Annotated in this window: 20 protein-coding genes; 13 read left to right on the forward strand and 7 right to left on the reverse strand. The window is 59.2% G+C overall.

The genetic code is table 11. From position 1 onward, the window contains the following. Nucleotides 1-175 precede the first annotated feature (175 nt). Genes CPY51_RS12925 through CPY51_RS12940 form a run of 4 tightly spaced genes read left to right on the forward strand, consistent with a single transcriptional unit; the run spans nt 176 to nt 3,404 of the window. Entirely contained in the window at nt 176-673 is a 498-nt protein-coding gene (locus CPY51_RS12925) for a MarR family winged helix-turn-helix transcriptional regulator (protein WP_111160617.1), read from the forward strand. Next, nucleotides 674-1,375, forward strand: a complete 702-nt coding sequence (locus tag CPY51_RS12930; RefSeq protein ID WP_111160618.1) for a response regulator — start codon at nt 674-676, stop codon at nt 1,373-1,375. 40 nt (nt 1,376-1,415) lie between these two features. Further along, a complete protein-coding gene (locus CPY51_RS12935; RefSeq protein ID WP_111160619.1) occupies nt 1,416-2,795 on the forward strand; it encodes an ATP-binding protein in 1,380 nt (459 codons plus the stop codon). Nucleotides 2,796-2,822: 27 nt separating this feature from the next. Further along, the gene (locus CPY51_RS12940; protein WP_111160620.1) at nt 2,823-3,404 is read left to right on the forward strand and encodes a DUF1349 domain-containing protein; all 582 of its coding nucleotides are present in this window, start codon (nt 2,823-2,825) and stop codon (nt 3,402-3,404) included. Between the two features lie 46 nt (nt 3,405-3,450). On the opposite strand, the gene CPY51_RS12945 is transcribed toward CPY51_RS12940, so the two are convergent. The 3 genes from CPY51_RS12945 to CPY51_RS12955 form a co-directional block, all read right to left on the reverse strand. Continuing rightward, complete coding sequence (locus CPY51_RS12945) at nt 3,451-4,200, reverse strand: SDR family oxidoreductase (RefSeq protein WP_111160621.1); 750 nt, start codon at nt 4,198-4,200, stop codon at nt 3,451-3,453. 147 nt (nt 4,201-4,347) lie between these two features. Beyond that, complete coding sequence (locus tag CPY51_RS12950) at nt 4,348-4,752, reverse strand: cupin domain-containing protein (RefSeq protein WP_195909515.1); 405 nt, start codon at nt 4,750-4,752, stop codon at nt 4,348-4,350. Between the two features lie 77 nt (nt 4,753-4,829). Continuing rightward, the gene (locus CPY51_RS12955) at nt 4,830-5,615 is read right to left on the reverse strand and encodes an SDR family oxidoreductase (RefSeq protein WP_111160622.1); all 786 of its coding nucleotides are present in this window, start codon (nt 5,613-5,615) and stop codon (nt 4,830-4,832) included. A gap of 351 nt (nt 5,616-5,966) precedes the next feature. Here CPY51_RS12955 and CPY51_RS12960 point away from each other — a divergent pair, with 351 nt between their 5' ends. From CPY51_RS12960 to CPY51_RS12975, 5 genes are all read left to right on the forward strand, one after another. Beyond that, nucleotides 5,967-6,377 (forward strand): hypothetical protein, encoded by a 411-nt coding sequence (locus tag CPY51_RS12960; RefSeq protein WP_111160623.1) that lies wholly within the window; start codon nt 5,967-5,969, stop codon nt 6,375-6,377. A 208-nt stretch (nt 6,378-6,585) separates the two neighbouring features. Further along, the gene (locus tag CPY51_RS12965) at nt 6,586-7,314 is read left to right on the forward strand and encodes a response regulator (protein WP_111160624.1); all 729 of its coding nucleotides are present in this window, start codon (nt 6,586-6,588) and stop codon (nt 7,312-7,314) included. Then, the gene (locus CPY51_RS12970) at nt 7,311-8,672 is read left to right on the forward strand and encodes a sensor histidine kinase (protein WP_111160625.1); all 1,362 of its coding nucleotides are present in this window, start codon (nt 7,311-7,313) and stop codon (nt 8,670-8,672) included. Before CPY51_RS12965 ends, CPY51_RS12970 begins: the two co-directional genes overlap by 4 nt. A 132-nt stretch (nt 8,673-8,804) precedes the next feature. Then, entirely contained in the window at nt 8,805-8,936 is a 132-nt protein-coding gene (locus CPY51_RS33810; protein WP_275540473.1) for a hypothetical protein, read from the forward strand. Nucleotides 8,937-9,064: 128 nt separating this feature from the next. Next, nucleotides 9,065-9,355 carry a hypothetical protein gene (locus tag CPY51_RS12975; RefSeq protein ID WP_146260125.1) on the forward strand — a complete coding sequence of 97 codons (291 nt, stop codon included), beginning with the start codon at nt 9,065-9,067 and terminating at the stop codon, nt 9,353-9,355. Between the two features lie 22 nt (nt 9,356-9,377). On the opposite strand, the gene CPY51_RS12980 is transcribed toward CPY51_RS12975, so the two are convergent. From CPY51_RS12980 to CPY51_RS12995, 4 genes are all read right to left on the reverse strand, one after another. Further along, nucleotides 9,378-9,737, reverse strand: a complete 360-nt coding sequence (locus CPY51_RS12980) for a tRNA-binding protein (RefSeq protein WP_111160627.1) — start codon at nt 9,735-9,737, stop codon at nt 9,378-9,380. Between the two features lie 15 nt (nt 9,738-9,752). Beyond that, nucleotides 9,753-10,592 (reverse strand): pyrroline-5-carboxylate reductase, encoded by an 840-nt coding sequence (proC, locus tag CPY51_RS12985; RefSeq protein WP_111160628.1) that lies wholly within the window; start codon nt 10,590-10,592, stop codon nt 9,753-9,755. A 1-nt stretch (nt 10,593) separates the two neighbouring features. Continuing rightward, on the reverse strand, nt 10,594-11,094 hold the full coding sequence (locus CPY51_RS12990; protein ID WP_111160629.1) for a type III secretion system chaperone family protein: 501 nt from the start codon (nt 11,092-11,094) through the stop codon (nt 10,594-10,596). A gap of 391 nt (nt 11,095-11,485) precedes the next feature. After that, entirely contained in the window at nt 11,486-11,746 is a 261-nt protein-coding gene (locus tag CPY51_RS12995; RefSeq protein WP_111160630.1) for an accessory factor UbiK family protein, read from the reverse strand. Between the two features lie 217 nt (nt 11,747-11,963). Between CPY51_RS12995 and lgt the strand changes: the two genes are divergently transcribed. The 4 genes from lgt to CPY51_RS13015 all read left to right on the forward strand — a co-directional run bounded on the left by lgt (nt 11,964) and on the right by CPY51_RS13015 (nt 15,981). Next, nucleotides 11,964-12,812: a prolipoprotein diacylglyceryl transferase gene (lgt, locus tag CPY51_RS13000; RefSeq protein WP_111160631.1), complete on the forward strand. Its 849-nt coding sequence runs from the start codon at nt 11,964-11,966 to the stop codon at nt 12,810-12,812. A gap of 21 nt (nt 12,813-12,833) precedes the next feature. Next, entirely contained in the window at nt 12,834-13,934 is a 1,101-nt protein-coding gene (locus CPY51_RS13005; RefSeq protein WP_111160632.1) for a class I SAM-dependent methyltransferase, read from the forward strand. A 98-nt stretch (nt 13,935-14,032) separates the two neighbouring features. Beyond that, nucleotides 14,033-14,830: a peptidoglycan editing factor PgeF gene (pgeF, locus tag CPY51_RS13010; protein ID WP_111160982.1), complete on the forward strand. Its 798-nt coding sequence runs from the start codon at nt 14,033-14,035 to the stop codon at nt 14,828-14,830. Further along, nucleotides 14,830-15,981 carry a M24 family metallopeptidase gene (locus CPY51_RS13015; protein ID WP_111160633.1) on the forward strand — a complete coding sequence of 384 codons (1,152 nt, stop codon included), beginning with the start codon at nt 14,830-14,832 and terminating at the stop codon, nt 15,979-15,981. Before pgeF ends, CPY51_RS13015 begins: the two co-directional genes overlap by 1 nt. The last annotated feature ends 46 nt before the right edge of the window (nt 15,982-16,027 follow it).

A 16,027-nucleotide genomic window follows, 5' to 3' on the forward strand; every position in this document is an offset into this window, starting at 1 on the left:
AGCCGCCGCAAGTTTGCGGAAACTAGCATGGCATCGTATTATGTCAACGATGCTGACTTATAGTTGCTGATGCATGTCGCCCGAAAGCGTACTGTGGTCCAAGGGATAGCGACTTGCATAAAAACAAGGACTTAAAGTGTCCGGACTGCCCTGATACACGAAAGGAAATGCCAAGGTGCCACGACAGACGAGCCAGAAGGCAGTAAAACCGGAATTGCTGGCAACACCGATGGGAAATGCCGATATCGTCGATTTCGAGATCATCGAACTGCTCTTCTTCGCCTATCGCGACTTCGTTTCCGACCCTGATGCAATCCTTGGCAAGAGCGGCTTCGGGCGGGCTCACCACCGCATCGTGCATTTCGTTAACCGCGAACCGGGCATGACCGTTGCAGACCTTTTGGAAACATTGAAAATCACAAAACAGAGTTTGGCGAGAGTCCTCAAACAATTGATCGATTCAGGCTATATTCATCAGGTGGCCGGCCCGGAAGACCGCCGCCAGCGGAAGCTTTACCCGACACAGGCGGGACGCGACCTTGCGCTGGCGCTGGCGGAGCCGCAATCGCGCCGTATTGAGAAGGCATTCGAGAACGCCTCTGCCGCCGAGCGCGAAAGCGTCAAGAGGTTTCTGAGGGGCATGCGGGACAGAAACAAGATCGAGACGAATTGAATGACGACAAAAACAGCCATTTCGGACGATGCGGCTCACTTGCTGGTGGTTGACGACGACACGCGCATCCGGGCGCTGCTCAATCGCTACCTCATGGAAAAAGGGTTTCGGGTGACGGTTGCCGCCGATGGCGCCGAAGCCCGCCGCAAGCTCGAAGGGCTCGATTTCGATCTCATCATCATGGACGTGATGATGCCCGGCGAGTCCGGCATAGCGCTGACGGCGGGTCTGCGCGATATCAAGAATATCCCGGTCATCATGTTGACGGCGCTCGCCGAGTCCGACAGCAGGATCGCAGGTCTTGAGGCTGGCGCTGACGACTACCTCTCGAAGCCCTTCGATCCGCGCGAACTGGTGCTGCGCATCAACAACATCCTCCGGCGCAACACGCCGACCGACGCGCCGAAGATCGAACAGGTCATGTTCGGCCCCTATACCTTCTCGCTGTCGCGCAAGGAGCTGAAGAAGTCTTCCGAGCTGATCCGGCTGACGGACCGCGAACAGGAAATCATGTTGCTATTCGCCAAGCGCGCCGGCGACACCATTCCGCGCCACGAACTGATCGGCGACGATGCCGATGTCGGCGAACGCACCATCGACGTGCAGATCAACCGTCTCCGACGCAAGATCGAGGAGGATCCCGCCAATCCCGTCTGGCTCCAAACGGTTCGAGGCATCGGCTACCGATTGAGTATCGACTAGAGTAAGAAGGGCCGTCTCTACGGCAGCAGGATCAGCAGCAATGGCGACAATCGAGACGATCAGGCGCGATCATGAGCAATCCTCGTCTGCGGGGTTGCGCTGGTTCGCACGCTGGCTGCGCCGGCAATTGCCGACCGGTCTCTATGCCCGAGCATTGCTGATCATCATTATCCCGATGGTTCTGCTGCAGGCTGTCATCGCCGCCGTGTTCATGGAGCGGCACTGGCAGATGGTGACCCAGCGCCTGTCCATGGCAACGACCCGCGACGTCGCCGCCATTATCGACATTATCCAGACCTACCCGCAGGACGCCGATTATACCGAGGTCACGCGGATCGCCAATGAAAAGCTCGGCCTGAGCATATCGATAGAACCCGGCGGCGATCTGCCTCCACCCCGCACGAAACCATTCTTCTCCATCCTCGACAGCATTTTGAGCGATGAGATGCGGGAGCAGATCGACCTTCCCTTCTGGGTAGACACCGTCGGCGACAGCAAGCTCGTCGAGATCCGCGTCAAGCTTCCCGACAAGGTGCTCCGCGTTTTTGCCCGTCGCAGCCAGACCTACGCGTCGAACACGCAGATCTTCATCTTCTGGATGCTCGGAACGTCGCTGGTGCTGATCGGCATCGCCGTTCTCTTCCTTCGCGGCCAGATCAGGCCGATCCAGGCGCTCGCCCGTGCTGCCGAGAGTTTCGGCAAGGGGCAGCGACTTGAAAACTTCCTGCCAAGAGGCGCCGATGAAGTTCGCCGCGCCGGCCTCGCATTCATTCTCATGCGGGAGCGTATAGAGCGCCAGATCGAACAGCGCACCGCGATGCTGAGCGGCGTCAGCCACGACCTGCGCACCGTTCTGACGCGTTTCAAGCTGCAGCTCGCGCTTGTCGGCGATAACCCGGAACTCGCCGGCATGAGCGAAGACGTCGAAGACATGCAGAGCATGCTGGAAGGCTACATGGCGTTCGCGCGCGGCGAGGCCGAAGAGGATGTCGGCAAGGTGACGCTGAGCGATATCTTCGACCGACTGGAAGCCGATTTCAGGCTGCACGGCAAGGATTTCAGCTACTCCATAGAGGGCGAGAATACGGTCGCTGTCCGGCCGAACGCCTTTACCCGCCTGGTCACCAATCTCGCTTCCAATGCCCGGCGCTATGCCCATACGCTGAAGATCGATGCCAAGCACGGCTCCAAGTGGCTGACCCTGGTGTTCGACGATGACGGACCGGGCATTCCAGCGGCCTCGCGCGAGGATGTATTCAAGCCGTTCTTCCGCCTGGACGCAGCGCGCAATCTCGACAATTCAGGCACCGGCCTCGGCCTTGCCATTGCCCGCGACATCGCCCGCAGCCATGGCGGCAACGTTACCCTCGGCGACAGCCCGCTCGGCGGCCTGCGTGCAACGATCCGCATTCCCGCCTGAGCCCGCTCTTCCATGAGAAAGAAACACATGCCGATCGACCTCAAGGACATGACGTGGCTCAATCCGCCGCCCTTTGCCGAAGTTCGAGGCGAACGGTTGATCGTCCGTTCCGGTCTGAAGACCGATTTCTGGCAGGGAACCTATTACGGCTTCCACCGCGACGATGGCCATTTCCTGCATCAGCGCCGCCACGGCGATTTCACCGCCAACGTCACCTTCATCGGCCACTACGAAGAACTCTACGATCAGGCCGGCTTGATGGTCCGCCATGATGCGACCCACTGGATGAAATGCGGGATCGAGTATACCGATGGCGCAAGGCACTTCAGCGTCGTCGTCACCAACGGCCATTCCGACTGGTCCGCCTTCCGGCTAGACCACGACTTCGAAGCGATGTCAGTGCAGGTCACGCGCAACGGCGACGCGCTCTTTATCCAGTACCGAACGGACCGCATGGAAACCTGGCGCATGGCCCGCCTCGCCTATTTCGATCCACTATACGAAGAACTCTCCATCGGCCCCGCCTTCTGCTCACCCCAGCGCGAAGGATTCGAGGTGGAATTCCTGGATTTCAGCATCGGCGATCCGGTGTCGCGGGATATTCATTGACCAATGTGCCCCCGAACAGCGCCGCGATCTCATTCGGTCTTTCCGGTCAAGCAGGCCCCTTAGTCAGCCAGTCGACGTAGCGCTGCGACCCCACCCGCGCGCCCTTGAGCGGCAGCAAGGTGTCGTCATTCAGTTCGACGCCGTAGTAGCGTGCGCGGTCATCGGTAATAACCTGGCGTATGTCTTCGTTTGCTGCGAGGTGCATACGAGCAATTTGGTCGAGACCGAATTGCTCCTCCCCGCCGATCTCGACTATATCGTTCCTTGGTGCTCCCACCGCTAATTCGACCAGCATTTCGGCAACGTTGTCGGCAGCGATGGGCCTTACAAAGGCCGAGGGAAGCCGGAAACCATCTCCATCTGACCCCATGTCGACCACGCCGCTGATAAACTCGAAGAATTGCGTGGAATGAAGAATGGTGTAGGGACGCCGCGCCGCCCTGATGAGATTTTCCTGCACCATCTTCGCGCGGAAATAATCACTTTCAACGAGCCGAGACGTTCCCACTACCGAAAGGGCGATATAGTGCCTGACGCCAGCATCCGCAGATGCGGCCAATAGATTCCGGGTGGAGGCCTTGAAAAACGCCAGCGCCGAGTTGTCGCCGAATGACGCGGCGTTGGTGACGTCGATGACGACGTCGGCTCCCGCTATGGCTGGCTCAAGGCCTTCTCCTGTTACACTGTTCACCCCGAGAGACGTGGATGCGGTAACCACTTCGATACCTGCCTGTCGAAGGTTCTCAACCAGTCGCGTCCCGATGCGCCCGCTCGCTCCCATGACCGTGATTTTCATCGACTTGCTCCACCTATTGTCCCGAACAACGATCTGGTCTGCCTCGGGTCCCAAGGACCCCCAGATCGGAAGCGATGCCGGAGGTGGCGTCCGACCGGCATCCGCCATCACTCTAAGGCGCTTGGTTCCTCGCCATCTTACCGAATGTCACTTCAGCGGCATGAGAACCGGAGCGTCCTTGTTCTTCAGCAGCACGACGATAAACTTCGCCGGTTTGGACTTGCTGGCATTGCGGCTGATCAGGTGAATGTCGGAAGGACCTTCGTAAAAGGTTTCTCCCGGCGACAGGGTGACTTCTTTCTGTCCCTTGAGCTGCATCACGATCGAGCCCTCCAGAACGTAGACGAATGCGTTTGCCTCATGTTTGTGAATAGGCGTGGAACCTCCTGGCCCATAGTCCACCGAGATCATCAGCCCCTCCTTGCCAGGATAATCTGGAAGGTCCTTTTTCATGAGCGGTGTGACGGCTGCAGTCTCTCCGGCAGCAACAGGCAAAGTGCCGAGCAGGCAAACCGTGACTGACACAAACAGCGCTAACAGAGCTGAATTCATTGTCCTAACTCCTTGTGTTGAGTGCAGATGTGCGTTTGCATGAATGCGTTTCGCGGTCGAAAACGCCGGGCCAAAGATCAGCCGGCTCGGTTTTTCGGTGCCTGGACTTCCCTCGGCTGCTGGGACTGTCGGAACCAATCCTCGAAACCAACCCTGCCGAGCCTCGCACCCTCGCCGGGCACAAGCGATCGATCATCCAGCTCAGACCCGAAATAGCGCGCATGAACGTCTGCCTCGACCCTCCGCGGATCGTTGATCGCTTTCAGATAGCGGGCGACGATCTCATTCATGCGAAAGCGCTCCGGACCTGCAATCTCGATCATTCCGTTGATCGGCTTTGCAAGGGCAACATCCGCCATGATGTCTGCAACGTCGTCCGATGCTATCGGCTGGAACGCTGCCGGAGATAGACGCGCGACTGTGCCGACGGTGGCTTCATCGGCGATACCCTTCAAGAATTCTAAAAATTGGGTGGAATGAACGATCGTGTATGGAATGGGCGATCCCTTGATGAGCCTTTCCTGGGCAAGTTTAGCCCTGAAATAGCCGTTCTCCGGCAGCCGTTCCGATCCGACGATAGACAGGGCAATATGGTGCTTTACGCCAGCCTTGGCTTCTGCGGCGAGCAAATTGCGGCCCGACGTTTCGAAGAACTCGAGGACTGCCTTGTCTTCCCACGAAGGTGCGTTTGCAAGGTCAACGACGACTTCAGCCCCGACCAAAGCATTCGCCAGGCCTTCCCCGGTGATGGTGTTGACGCCGGTGTTTGGCGAGACGGCCAGAACCTCGTGGCCTCTATTGCGCAAACGCGCTGCGGTCTTGGACCCGATCAGCCCTGTGCCGCCGATAATAACAATCTTCATAGCGAATCTCCCTGTTGACAGCCCTCTCGGGCCAGATGTCCCAAGTTTCGATCACGCAAGCCGGTATCAGCCGCTAAAGATGTGTGAGGCTTCGACAACTCAAAATCGCGTCATGCATCGTCGCCATGGCTGAGATCAGCCGAGGCCGAACCTGGCATCGCGGCACCGGAAATAATCTTCCTTAATGAGATCAGGCGCAACCTTAATTGACGAGAGGCGGGAGATTCAGTGCAATCCCAATGACATGCGCCGGGCGCTTCAGCACCAGCAACATATCTTAACAAATTGGAACAAAACCTTGCGAGGGCCGCACTATTCTAGGTTGGACGCGCAATCGCTAGGAATTTCTGGATGATCCACACAAGTCACTCAAGCTTTGAAGCCAAGCAGGTTCTGCTTTGTCTGGCCAACCCGCAGGCCGTGGCGGGGCTGAATGCACTTCTCACCGATAGCGGAATTGCCGTGACGAGCACCTATACGTTCAACGAGTTCGAGGACGCGATAGCGACGGTCAGCTTCGACGCAATCGTCACGAACACCGCCAGGATCAAACAAGTGAGAACGACGTCGCAGGTTCCGATCGTCAACGTCGAAGCCTTCATATTCACAACGCCGCATGCCGCTGAAAATTCACACGCATCCAGGAGCTTTGACGGCGATGCCTTCCTTGCCCGCATCATTGCAACAGTGAATCACAGCTATCGCAGGCTGGGACAGCAGCCGAAGCCGACCGCGACAACAGGCGACGTTCGGACAGGCTAATAATGCGCGACCTTCGAGCAAGCTTCACCCCAGGCTTGCTTACGGGGAAGCCAAAGAAAAACACGTACAGCGCATATCCAGCTGCCGGGCTCCGCATGATGCCCGGCTTTTTCCCTTTGCAAACGACGAGATCGAAAACACCGCTCGAACGTGGCATAGATAGCAACCGCCGCACACACGCTTGTTGCCATGGTAACCGATGACCAGAATGAACAACGCCTCTGCCGAAAAACCTCGCATCCTGATCGTCGAGGACGACCGCGATATCGCTGAGATGCTCGTGGAGCTCATGATCGAGAACGGTTACGAGGCCTCGGCGGCAACATCTGCCGGCGAGATGGATCGGCTCCGGCGCCGCCATGATTTCGATCTGGTCGTCCTGGACGCCATGCTTCCCGGAGAAGACGGTTTCAGTATTTGCAGACGGCTTCGTGCCGCCGGCACGACTCCGATCTTGATGTTGACGGCCCTTCGGGAGGACGTTGACCGCATCGTGGCGCTGGAGCTTGGCGCGGACGACTATGTCACCAAGCCCTTCAACCAGCGCGAACTGATGGCGCGGATAAAAGGCCTCCTGCGAAGGGCATCCTACGGCTCCGCAACAACTGAGCGTATTGCCCCTATGAGGTTTGCCGGCTGGCGCATTGACGCGACGGCCAGGCAGCTCTGCGATCCGGAAGGCGTGGAAGTATCGATGACGACGGCGGAATTCGATATCCTCCTCGCATTCTGCCGCAATCCCGGGCGGGTGATGACCCGAGAGCAACTTCTCGCACTGACCCATGCCGGAGCAGCCGGTCCGGTTGAGCGCAGTATCGATGTCCACGTCAGCAGGGTGAGGCAAAAGATCGAGCCCAACCTTCGCGAGCCGACGCTCATCAGAACCGTGCGGCTCGGCGGCTATCTTTTCACCCCAAAGGTGGAGAGCGAGAGATGAGATGGGGATTGAACCTGGGGTCCATACGCGACCAGATCTTCATGCTCACCGCCCTTCCGATCGTAATTTTGTCTGTCGTCGCCAGCGCCTTCTGGCTTTCGATCAACAACAGTGAAAGTCGGGCAGAATGGGCAAACCACGTTGTCGGCGGCGTTGAAATGGTCGCCGATCAGGTCCGGTTCGCGGGGTCGGCTCAAGCCGAGGATACGGTGCTGCAGGCCAGTGCACGTGCGGGCCTGTCGGCATCCATCGTTTCCGCCAGCGATACCGACGGCATCAATGCTATTCCGCACGCCCCGAATGCTGCTGCCAGGCTCCTCCTGGGAAAAGGAAGACCTGAAACCGACCGGTCGCTACAAGGTGCCGTTGTCGATGGGCAATTGACGGATTTGCTGGTGGTGCGCCTCGATCCCAGTCGAGCCCTGGCCTTCCGCGTGCCGGTAGCACCTTCATTCCCCTGGCTTACGAAGGCGTCGGTGCGGGGCTTGACGATAATCGCGGTCATCATGCTCGCAGCACTTTTGATCGCATTCTACGCCAGCCGCCGGATAACGTCGTCGTTGGTCCGCTTCGCTGCGGAGGCGGAACGCATCAGCCTCGACGACAATTCCAATGAACAATTCAACGCTGTTGGCGCGCTGGAGATACGAAGCCTGGCGGAATCTCTGAATACGATGCGCAGCCGGATCCTGCGGATGTTCGGGGATCGCACGCAAATGCTCCGCGCAATCAGCCATGACTTGAGAACACCGCTCACACGCTTGCAAATGCGGGCCGAACGCTCGCAGGAGCCCGAGCTTCGGCAATCGATGCTGGCGGACATCTCGACATTGACGGAAATGACCGATGAGTGCCTCACCTTCCTCAACAAGGTACCCGTGGAAGAGACCCCTCGAAAGGTCGATCTGACAAGCCTGCTCCAGACCGTGGTTGCTGATTTCTCAGACGTCGGCGTTGCCGTGACATTCAAGGGACCTCGGCGCCTTGCATATACATGCAGGCCGCAATCCCTAATTCGTGCCGTCTCGAACGTGATCGACAACGCATCTCGTTTCGCTGCCCTTGTCGAAATCGAATTGATCGAAATGCCTGACGGCGGTGCCGATATCACCATAAGCGATGATGGTCCTGGGCTTTCCGAAGCGCTGAAAAAGCGCGTCCTCGAGCCCTTCTTTAAAGTGGATAAGGCCAGGAAGGTCGGAAAGGGAGGAGGCTTTGGCCTCGGCCTTCCGATTGCGAAAGGTATCATCCAGCATCACGGCGGAAGCCTTCGCCTGTCCGATCGGAAGCCAAACGGCCTCGTCGTCGAATTTCATCTCCCCTCTCTCACCAACATCCCTGACGGGAAGATACTGTGATATATCTCTTAAGTAGAAGATTGAATTAGGCTCGGCAACATTTCTTAATCTAACAACAGCCACCTAAATATTAGAGCGGCTATTTTTTGCCTCCAGGAACGGCTTCCTTTGAAGCGTTCAACGGAGCCGAAATTGTTCAAGATTGACGGAAATAGCCTGCTCCTGTTTGCGCTCTGCTCGCTGGGTGGCGGATGCTCGAGCGCCTATTCGGGCCTCGCCTCCGTCCGCGAGGGAGCGGAAGCTTTTGTGGCGCAGACGAAATGATCAATCCGCTGCCGACACGAATTGGGACGAAATCGCGAGGATTTGGCAGCATCCTCCTTTTCGTCCGGAGCAGGGTTCTCGATAGCGCACGCGCCAAACGAGAGCTGCTGGTATATGCGGGGTGCCTCATGACATTCTGGGTGATTGGTGCTGCAGCAGCGAGCGGTCTCGCGCTCACCGCGCTTTTTCTGGTCGTCGCTGTCATGGAAGGGGCAAGGAACCTTACCCACTGGCTTCTAACTCGCTCGACGTCGAAGCGCGCGCTCATTGCCCGATATGTCACTGGCCTGATGTCTTTGACCTTCTTTGGTCTGCTCGTCGGTCGCGCATGCTACATTGTCGCTGTCGTGGTCGACACCGCATTTCGAGACGGCGAGACGGTTGGTCTTGTGGCGCGCATCTCAAATCCTCTTCAATAAATAGACCTGAGCGACGTCAAGATCACATCATCTTGCGGCCATTGGGCGTCGGCCTCTCGACGGCCGCAAGAACGATGGCGCCGGCTTCGTCCTCGAAGCCGAGGGTCAGGACCTCGGAGCGGAACGGGCCGATCTGGCGGGGTGGGAAGTTGAGGACGGCAAGCACCTGGCGGCCGACGAGCGTCTCAAGCGTATAATGCACCGTGATCTGCGCCGAGGATTTCCTAATGCCGATCTCGGGGCCGAAGTCGATCTTCAGCTTGAACGCCGGCTTGCGGGCTTCGGGAAATGGCCCCGCCTCGACGATCGTCCCGACGCGGATGTCGACGCGCTCGAAATCGCCATAGGTAATCTCGGTCGCCGCTGGTGATTCACCCGCCATTGAAGTTCCCTTGAATCAGCCGGCCAGTTCCTGGGCACGCTTGCGCGCTGCCTCGAGAGCTTCGTCGAAAAGCGGCTGCATTCCGTTTTCAGCCATCAGCACGGCAAGCGCCGCCGCCGTCGTGCCGCCGGGGGAAGTCACGTTCTGGCGCAATCGCGAAGCGTCATCGGGGGACTGGTGCAGAAGTTCGCCAGCCCCCGCGACGGTTTCCCGTGCGAGGCGCATGGCGAGGTCCGCCTGCAGGCCGAGCTTCCGGCCCGCCTCCGCCATGCACTCCACGAGATAAAATACATAGGCCGGTCCGCTGCCGGAGACCGCGGTAACGGAATCGATGTCCGTCTCGGCGGGAACCCATTCGACAGGGCCAGAAACTTTCAGCAGGTTCTGCACAAGCTGTCTTTGGTGTTCGCCGACGCGCTGATTGGCAAAGGCGCCGGTAACTCCACGCCCGATCATCGCCGGCGTGTTCGGCATGGCGCGAACCATCGCCGCCTCGCCGAGGTGTTTTTCAAGAAAAGCCAGCGTCTTGCCGGCCGCGACCGACACCACGACCGTCTCCGGCCCAACCGCCGCCTTCAGCGCCGGCAGCACGGTTTCCATGACCTGCGGCTTGACGGCAAGAAAGAGAACGCCCGCCTTGACGGCGCTGGCAAGGCTGGTCGCATGCGCGGCCCCCGCATCGGCGATCAGCTTCAGCATCTGAGCGGAGGGACCCGGATCGACCACGATGACGGAGGCGCCGGGGATGCCGCTTTTCAGCCAGCCCGTCAGCATCGCGCCGCCCATATTCCCCGCCCCGACCAGAACGATCGGGCCGGAGAGCGCGGAGGCGCCTGACGTTGCTGCCGATGTCATCTCAGGCCTCGCCTACTGTTTCGAAGAGGACAGCTTCCATGGCGCGCTTGGCTTCCATGCCCGACCAGACGACGAACTGGAACGCCTGGTAGTAGGCCTCACAGGTATCGAGCGCATTGGAAAGCAACACTTCCACCTGCCGATTCGTCGGCTCGGCGCCGCCCGAAAGCAGCAGCGACTGCCGGAAGATCACGATGTCCTCCTGGCGCCAAAGATCGAAATGCCCCATCAGCACCTGGCCATTGACGCAGGAAAGCAGGCGGATGACTTCGTTGACGCGAATATCGGGAATCTTGACATCGAAGGCGCAGGCGATGTGCAGCGCCTCGAACTCCTCCATCCAGGAGAAGGATACATGATAATCTGCCCAGTGCCCTGCGACAGTCATGGCAAGCTCGTCTTCGCCCGACCGTTCGAACGACCAGTCATTATTGGCGGCGACGAATTCGATCATATCGACCGGATTCGACTGTCGTTCAAATTCAATTTCCATCAGGCTCATGCAGCACCTTCTTGACCGGAATGAATCTCGCTATTTCGTGTTTCGACACAAAACGACACAGATACTTTTACTCCGGGACAACCACTGGGAATGATGTCGAACCAACGCCAGGCTAACGCAAATACCATGCCTGAGGCTTACCAAGTCCGTTCCGAATCATCATTTAAAATCAGTGTATAGCGGCATGAACCCTGCGCCATCCCCTCAATCCGCAATTCGCTCGCAGCGCTGTGGATAGCCTCTCGGATTTAGATTCAGGAGCGAGTCATAAGCGACTCTGCCGATTGGCTTTTTTGACAGTGTCCACAGGCACGATAAATTTGATTAATTTTTTGTGAAAAAGAGCGCGATCGAGGTGTGCCGCGCTCTGCCAAGCCCATCTCCGGCTCTATTATTTGGTTTTCGAAGCCAAACGGGCTTCCAATGCTTCAATCCTTGCCAGCAATGCTTCGTTTTCGTCGCGCGCCTTGATGGCCATCTCGCGCACGGCTTCGAATTCTTCGCGCTTGACGATATCCATACTGTTCAGCCAACGCTCAGCCTGAGCATTGAAGGCGGTTTCTATTTCGCGGCGAACACCCTGGGCAGCGCCTGCGGCATCGGTCATCAGCTTTGCGAATTCGTCCATGATGCGGTTCGGTCCAGTGCTCATGATGGGTCTCCCTTGCGGCCGTAGGCCCGACTGATGATGGGGCAAGTCTTTCACTTCCTAGATAGTCCTGACGTAGGATTTCGGAAGTCCCGATGCAAGCGGTTTAGCGCTGCGCGAGACGGGATGCATTGCGCGCTGAAGGGGTGCTCGACAACAATCGACTTGACCGATACCCGCCGCAACGGCATGTTCCGGCCAAATCAACGGACCGAACACATTGCAGACAGCCGCATCCCTTCTTGCCATATTGCCCTATCCGGAAATCGATCCGATCGCATTCTCGCTTGGGCCGCTGGCTATCCATTGGTACGGCCTGGCCTATGTCGCGGGCATTCTTCTCGGCTGGGCCTATGCGCGGCGGGTCGTCAATCAAGGCCGCCTGTGGCGGGGAGACACCGCGCCGATGACAGTGGCTCATCTCGACGATTTCATCGTCTGGGTGGCGCTTGGCATCGTGCTCGGCGGCCGCATCGGCTACATCCTGTTCTACGACCTGCAGGCGGTCATCGAAAACCCGATCCGCGCCTTGGAAATCTGGAACGGCGGCATGTCATTCCACGGCGGCCTGATCGGCACGACCATCGCCATGATCCTCTTTGCCCAGCGCAGCAAGATTCCCGTGTGGAGCCTGTTCGATATCGTCGCTGCCGTCGTTCCGATCGGGCTTTTCTTCGGGCGTATCGCCAATTTCGTCAATGGCGAACTCTGGGGCCGCATCTCCGACGCTCCATGGGCCATGGTCTTTCCGACCGGAGGCCCGTTCACGCGTCATCCGAGCCAGCTATATGAGGCCGGGCTCGAAGGTATCGTGCTTTTCCTCGTCCTGGCGCTGATGACCTATCGGTTCCTGGCGCTGAAGACCCCGGGCACGATCACCGGCGTTTTTGTGATCGGTTATGCGCTGTCCCGCATTTTCGTCGAATTCTTCCGCGAACCTGACGCGCAACTCGGCTATCTCCTCGGCACCAACTGGTTGACGATGGGCATGGTCTTGTCGTCGCCGATGATCCTGCTTGGCATCTGGGCGATCTTGCGCGCCCGGCATGCCACAGGCAAGCTGGCTTGATACCGGTCGGGGCCATTTGCGATGACGACAGCTCTAGGCGAGAAGATCAAGGCAATCATCCGGGCAACCGGACCGATCAGCGTGACCGACTATTTCTCGCTGTGCCTGGCTGATCCCGAATACGGCTACTACAAGACACGCGAGCCCTTTGGCACATCAGGTGATTTTGTCACGGCGCCCGAAGTCAGCCAGCTCTTCGGCGAGATGATCGGCATTTTCATGGTGCATGCCTGGCAGCGCCACGGAATGCCCGCTGACGTCCGCCTTGTCGAGATCGGGCCGGGTCGCGGCACGATGATGTCGGACATGCTGCGGGTCATTGCCCGCATTGCGCCCGCCCTCTACGAGACGCTTGGCATACATCTGGTCGAAACAAGCGAGCGGCTGCGCGGCTTCCAGCAGCAGACGCTTGCCGATTACGAAGGCAAGATTGCCTGGCATTCGGGCTTCGACGAAGTGCCGTCAGGCTTCACCCTGCTTGCCGCCAACGAGTTGTTCGACGCCATCCCGATCCGCCAGTTCGTACGCACTGCCAACGGCTTTCGGGAGCGGGTGATCGGGTTGGATATCGATGGCGAACTGACCTTCGCGGCCGGCGTGGCAACCCTCGACCCGACACTGCTCCCCGATACGTCGCGCCCGCTGCCGCTCGGTACAACCTTCGAGATCGCCCCCGCCCGCCAGGCGGTGATGACGATGATCTGCGACCGGCTGGCGGCCCATGGCGGCACCGCCCTGGTCATCGACTACGGCCACATGACGACGGCATTCGGCGATACGCTGCAGGCTGTCCGCATGCACGAATACGATCCCCCGCTGGAGCATCCCGGAGAAGCCGATCTTACAAGCCATGTCGACTTCCAGCATCTGGCTGAGACCGCCCTCGCCTCCGGCGTGCATATCAACGGCTGCGCCCACCAGGGCGATTTCCTCATTGGCCTCGGCCTGATGGAACGCGCCGCAGCCCTCGGTCGCGAGCAGGCCGGCGCGATACAGCAAGGAATCCAGTTTGCCGTCGAACGGCTTGCCGGCGCCGGCGAAGGCAAGATGGGAGAACTTTTCAAAGTGCTGGCGGTCTCCAGCCCGGCCATCGATCTGATGCCATTCCGCCCGGTGGATTGACAGCGAGCGTATCCGCGGGCCAACATTGGGGAATAAGGACGCTTCGCCGGACAGGCTGGCGACAACAGCGACGGCACCCCGAAAACCATGGCCGCATGATGAAGGACGACGCATTGCCGACTCCGATCGAGAGTACGCTTCTGAGGCGCGCCGGCAAAGCCGGCATTCGCCACGGCTATTTCACCCGCAAAGGCGGCGTCTCCGACGGCATATACCGGGGTCTCAATGTCGGCCTCGGATCGAATGACGACCGCGACAACGTCAACGAGAACCGCCGCCGCGTCGCCGCCTGGTTTGGCTTGTCGCTCGCAAAGCTCGCGACCGTACACCAGGTCCACTCGCCCGATGTGGTCACCGTTGATGCCACCTATGACGGCGTTCGCCCGGAGGCGGATGCGATGGTGACGGCGACACCGGGCCTCGCCATCGGCGTGCTCGCCGCCGACTGCGGCCCCATCCTTTTTGCCGATCCTGAGAACCGGGTCATCGGCGCAGCCCATGCCGGCTGGAAAGGCGCGCTCAACGGCGTGCTCGAAAACACCGTCGAGGCGATGTTGGCGCTTGGGGCCAAGAGAAAGGCGATCGTCGCCTGTCTCGGACCGTCGATCAGCCAGGCGAACTACGAGGTCGGACCGGAATTCGTTGAACGCTTCGTGGGCGTTGATCCCAGTTACTTCAAGTATTTTGCGCCGTCGGAGCGCTCGGGCCACTCGATGTTCGACCTGAAGGCATTGACCGTCGATCGACTGCTCGCATCAGGCATATCGGCCGAAAGCCTCGACCTCTGCACCTATCCCGACACCGAACGTTTCTTCTCCTATCGCCGCACTACGCATGCGAAGGAACCGGACTACGGACGACAGATTTCAGCCATCGCAATTGAGGATACCTTCTAATGGCATTGCATTTCGAAGCGACCGAATTCGGTGAACGCCTGGCCAAGCTGACTGCAAAGATGCAGGAGGAAAAGCTCGACGTCATGCTGCTCTTCGCGCAGGAAAGCATGTACTGGCTGACCGGCTACGACACCTTCGGTTATTGTTTCTTCCAGACGCTCGTCGTCAAGGCGGACGGCACGATGACGCTGCTGACGCGTTCCGCCGATCTGCGCCAGGCGCGCCAGACCTCTGTCATCCAGGACGTCCATGTCTGGGTCGATCGCGTCAACGCCGATCCGACGCTCGACCTGAAGAACCTGCTCGTTGAAATGGACCTGCTCGGCACCCGCATCGGTGTCGAATACGACACCCACGGCATGACCGGCCGGGTTGCGCGCCTGCTCGACAGCCAATTGACCAGCTTCGGCCAGCTCGTCGACGCCTCATACCTCGTAAGTGGCCTTCGCCTCGTAAAAAGCCCAACCGAGATCGCCTATGTCGAGCGCGCGGCAGTACTCGCCGACGATGCCCTCGACGCGGCACTCGCCATCATCAGGCCCGGCGCCGACGAAGCCGATATCCTTGCCGCCATGCAGGGCGCCGTCTTTACCGGCGGTGGCGATTATCCGGCCAACGAATATATCATCGGCTCCGGCAACGACGCGCTGCTCTGCCGCTACAAGGCCGGACGCCGCAAGCTCGAGGCCAACGACCAGCTGACGCTCGAATGGGCCGGCACCTACGCGCATTACCACGCCGCTATGATGCGCACCGTGGTCATCGGCGAACCGACCCATCGCCACCGCGAGCTCTATAGCGCCTGCCTCGAAACCATCCAGGCGATCGAGACGGTGCTTCGTCCCGGCCATGTGTTCGGCGATGTCTTCGACATGCATGCCAAGATCATGGACGAGCGCGGGCTGGCGAGGCATCGGCTGAACGCCTGCGGATATTCGCTCGGCGCCCGCTTCTCTCCATCCTGGATGGAGCACCAGATGTTCCATGTCGGCAATCCGCAGGAAATCCTCGAAGGCATGTCGCTGTTCATCCACATGATCATCATGGATTCCGATACCGGCACGGCAATGACCCTTGGCCAGACCTATCTGACGACCTCGCAGGGCCCGAAGACACTTTCGAGGCATTCGCTCGACTTTCTTAACCGTTGATGCCGTAGACTGCCCGGCACGATTGGAATTGAGGAAAGCGGCTGCC

It is taken from the genome of Arminella tubonensis, assembly GCF_003240585.1.
Lineage (GTDB): Bacteria > Pseudomonadota > Alphaproteobacteria > Rhizobiales > Rhizobiaceae > Rhizobium > Rhizobium tubonense.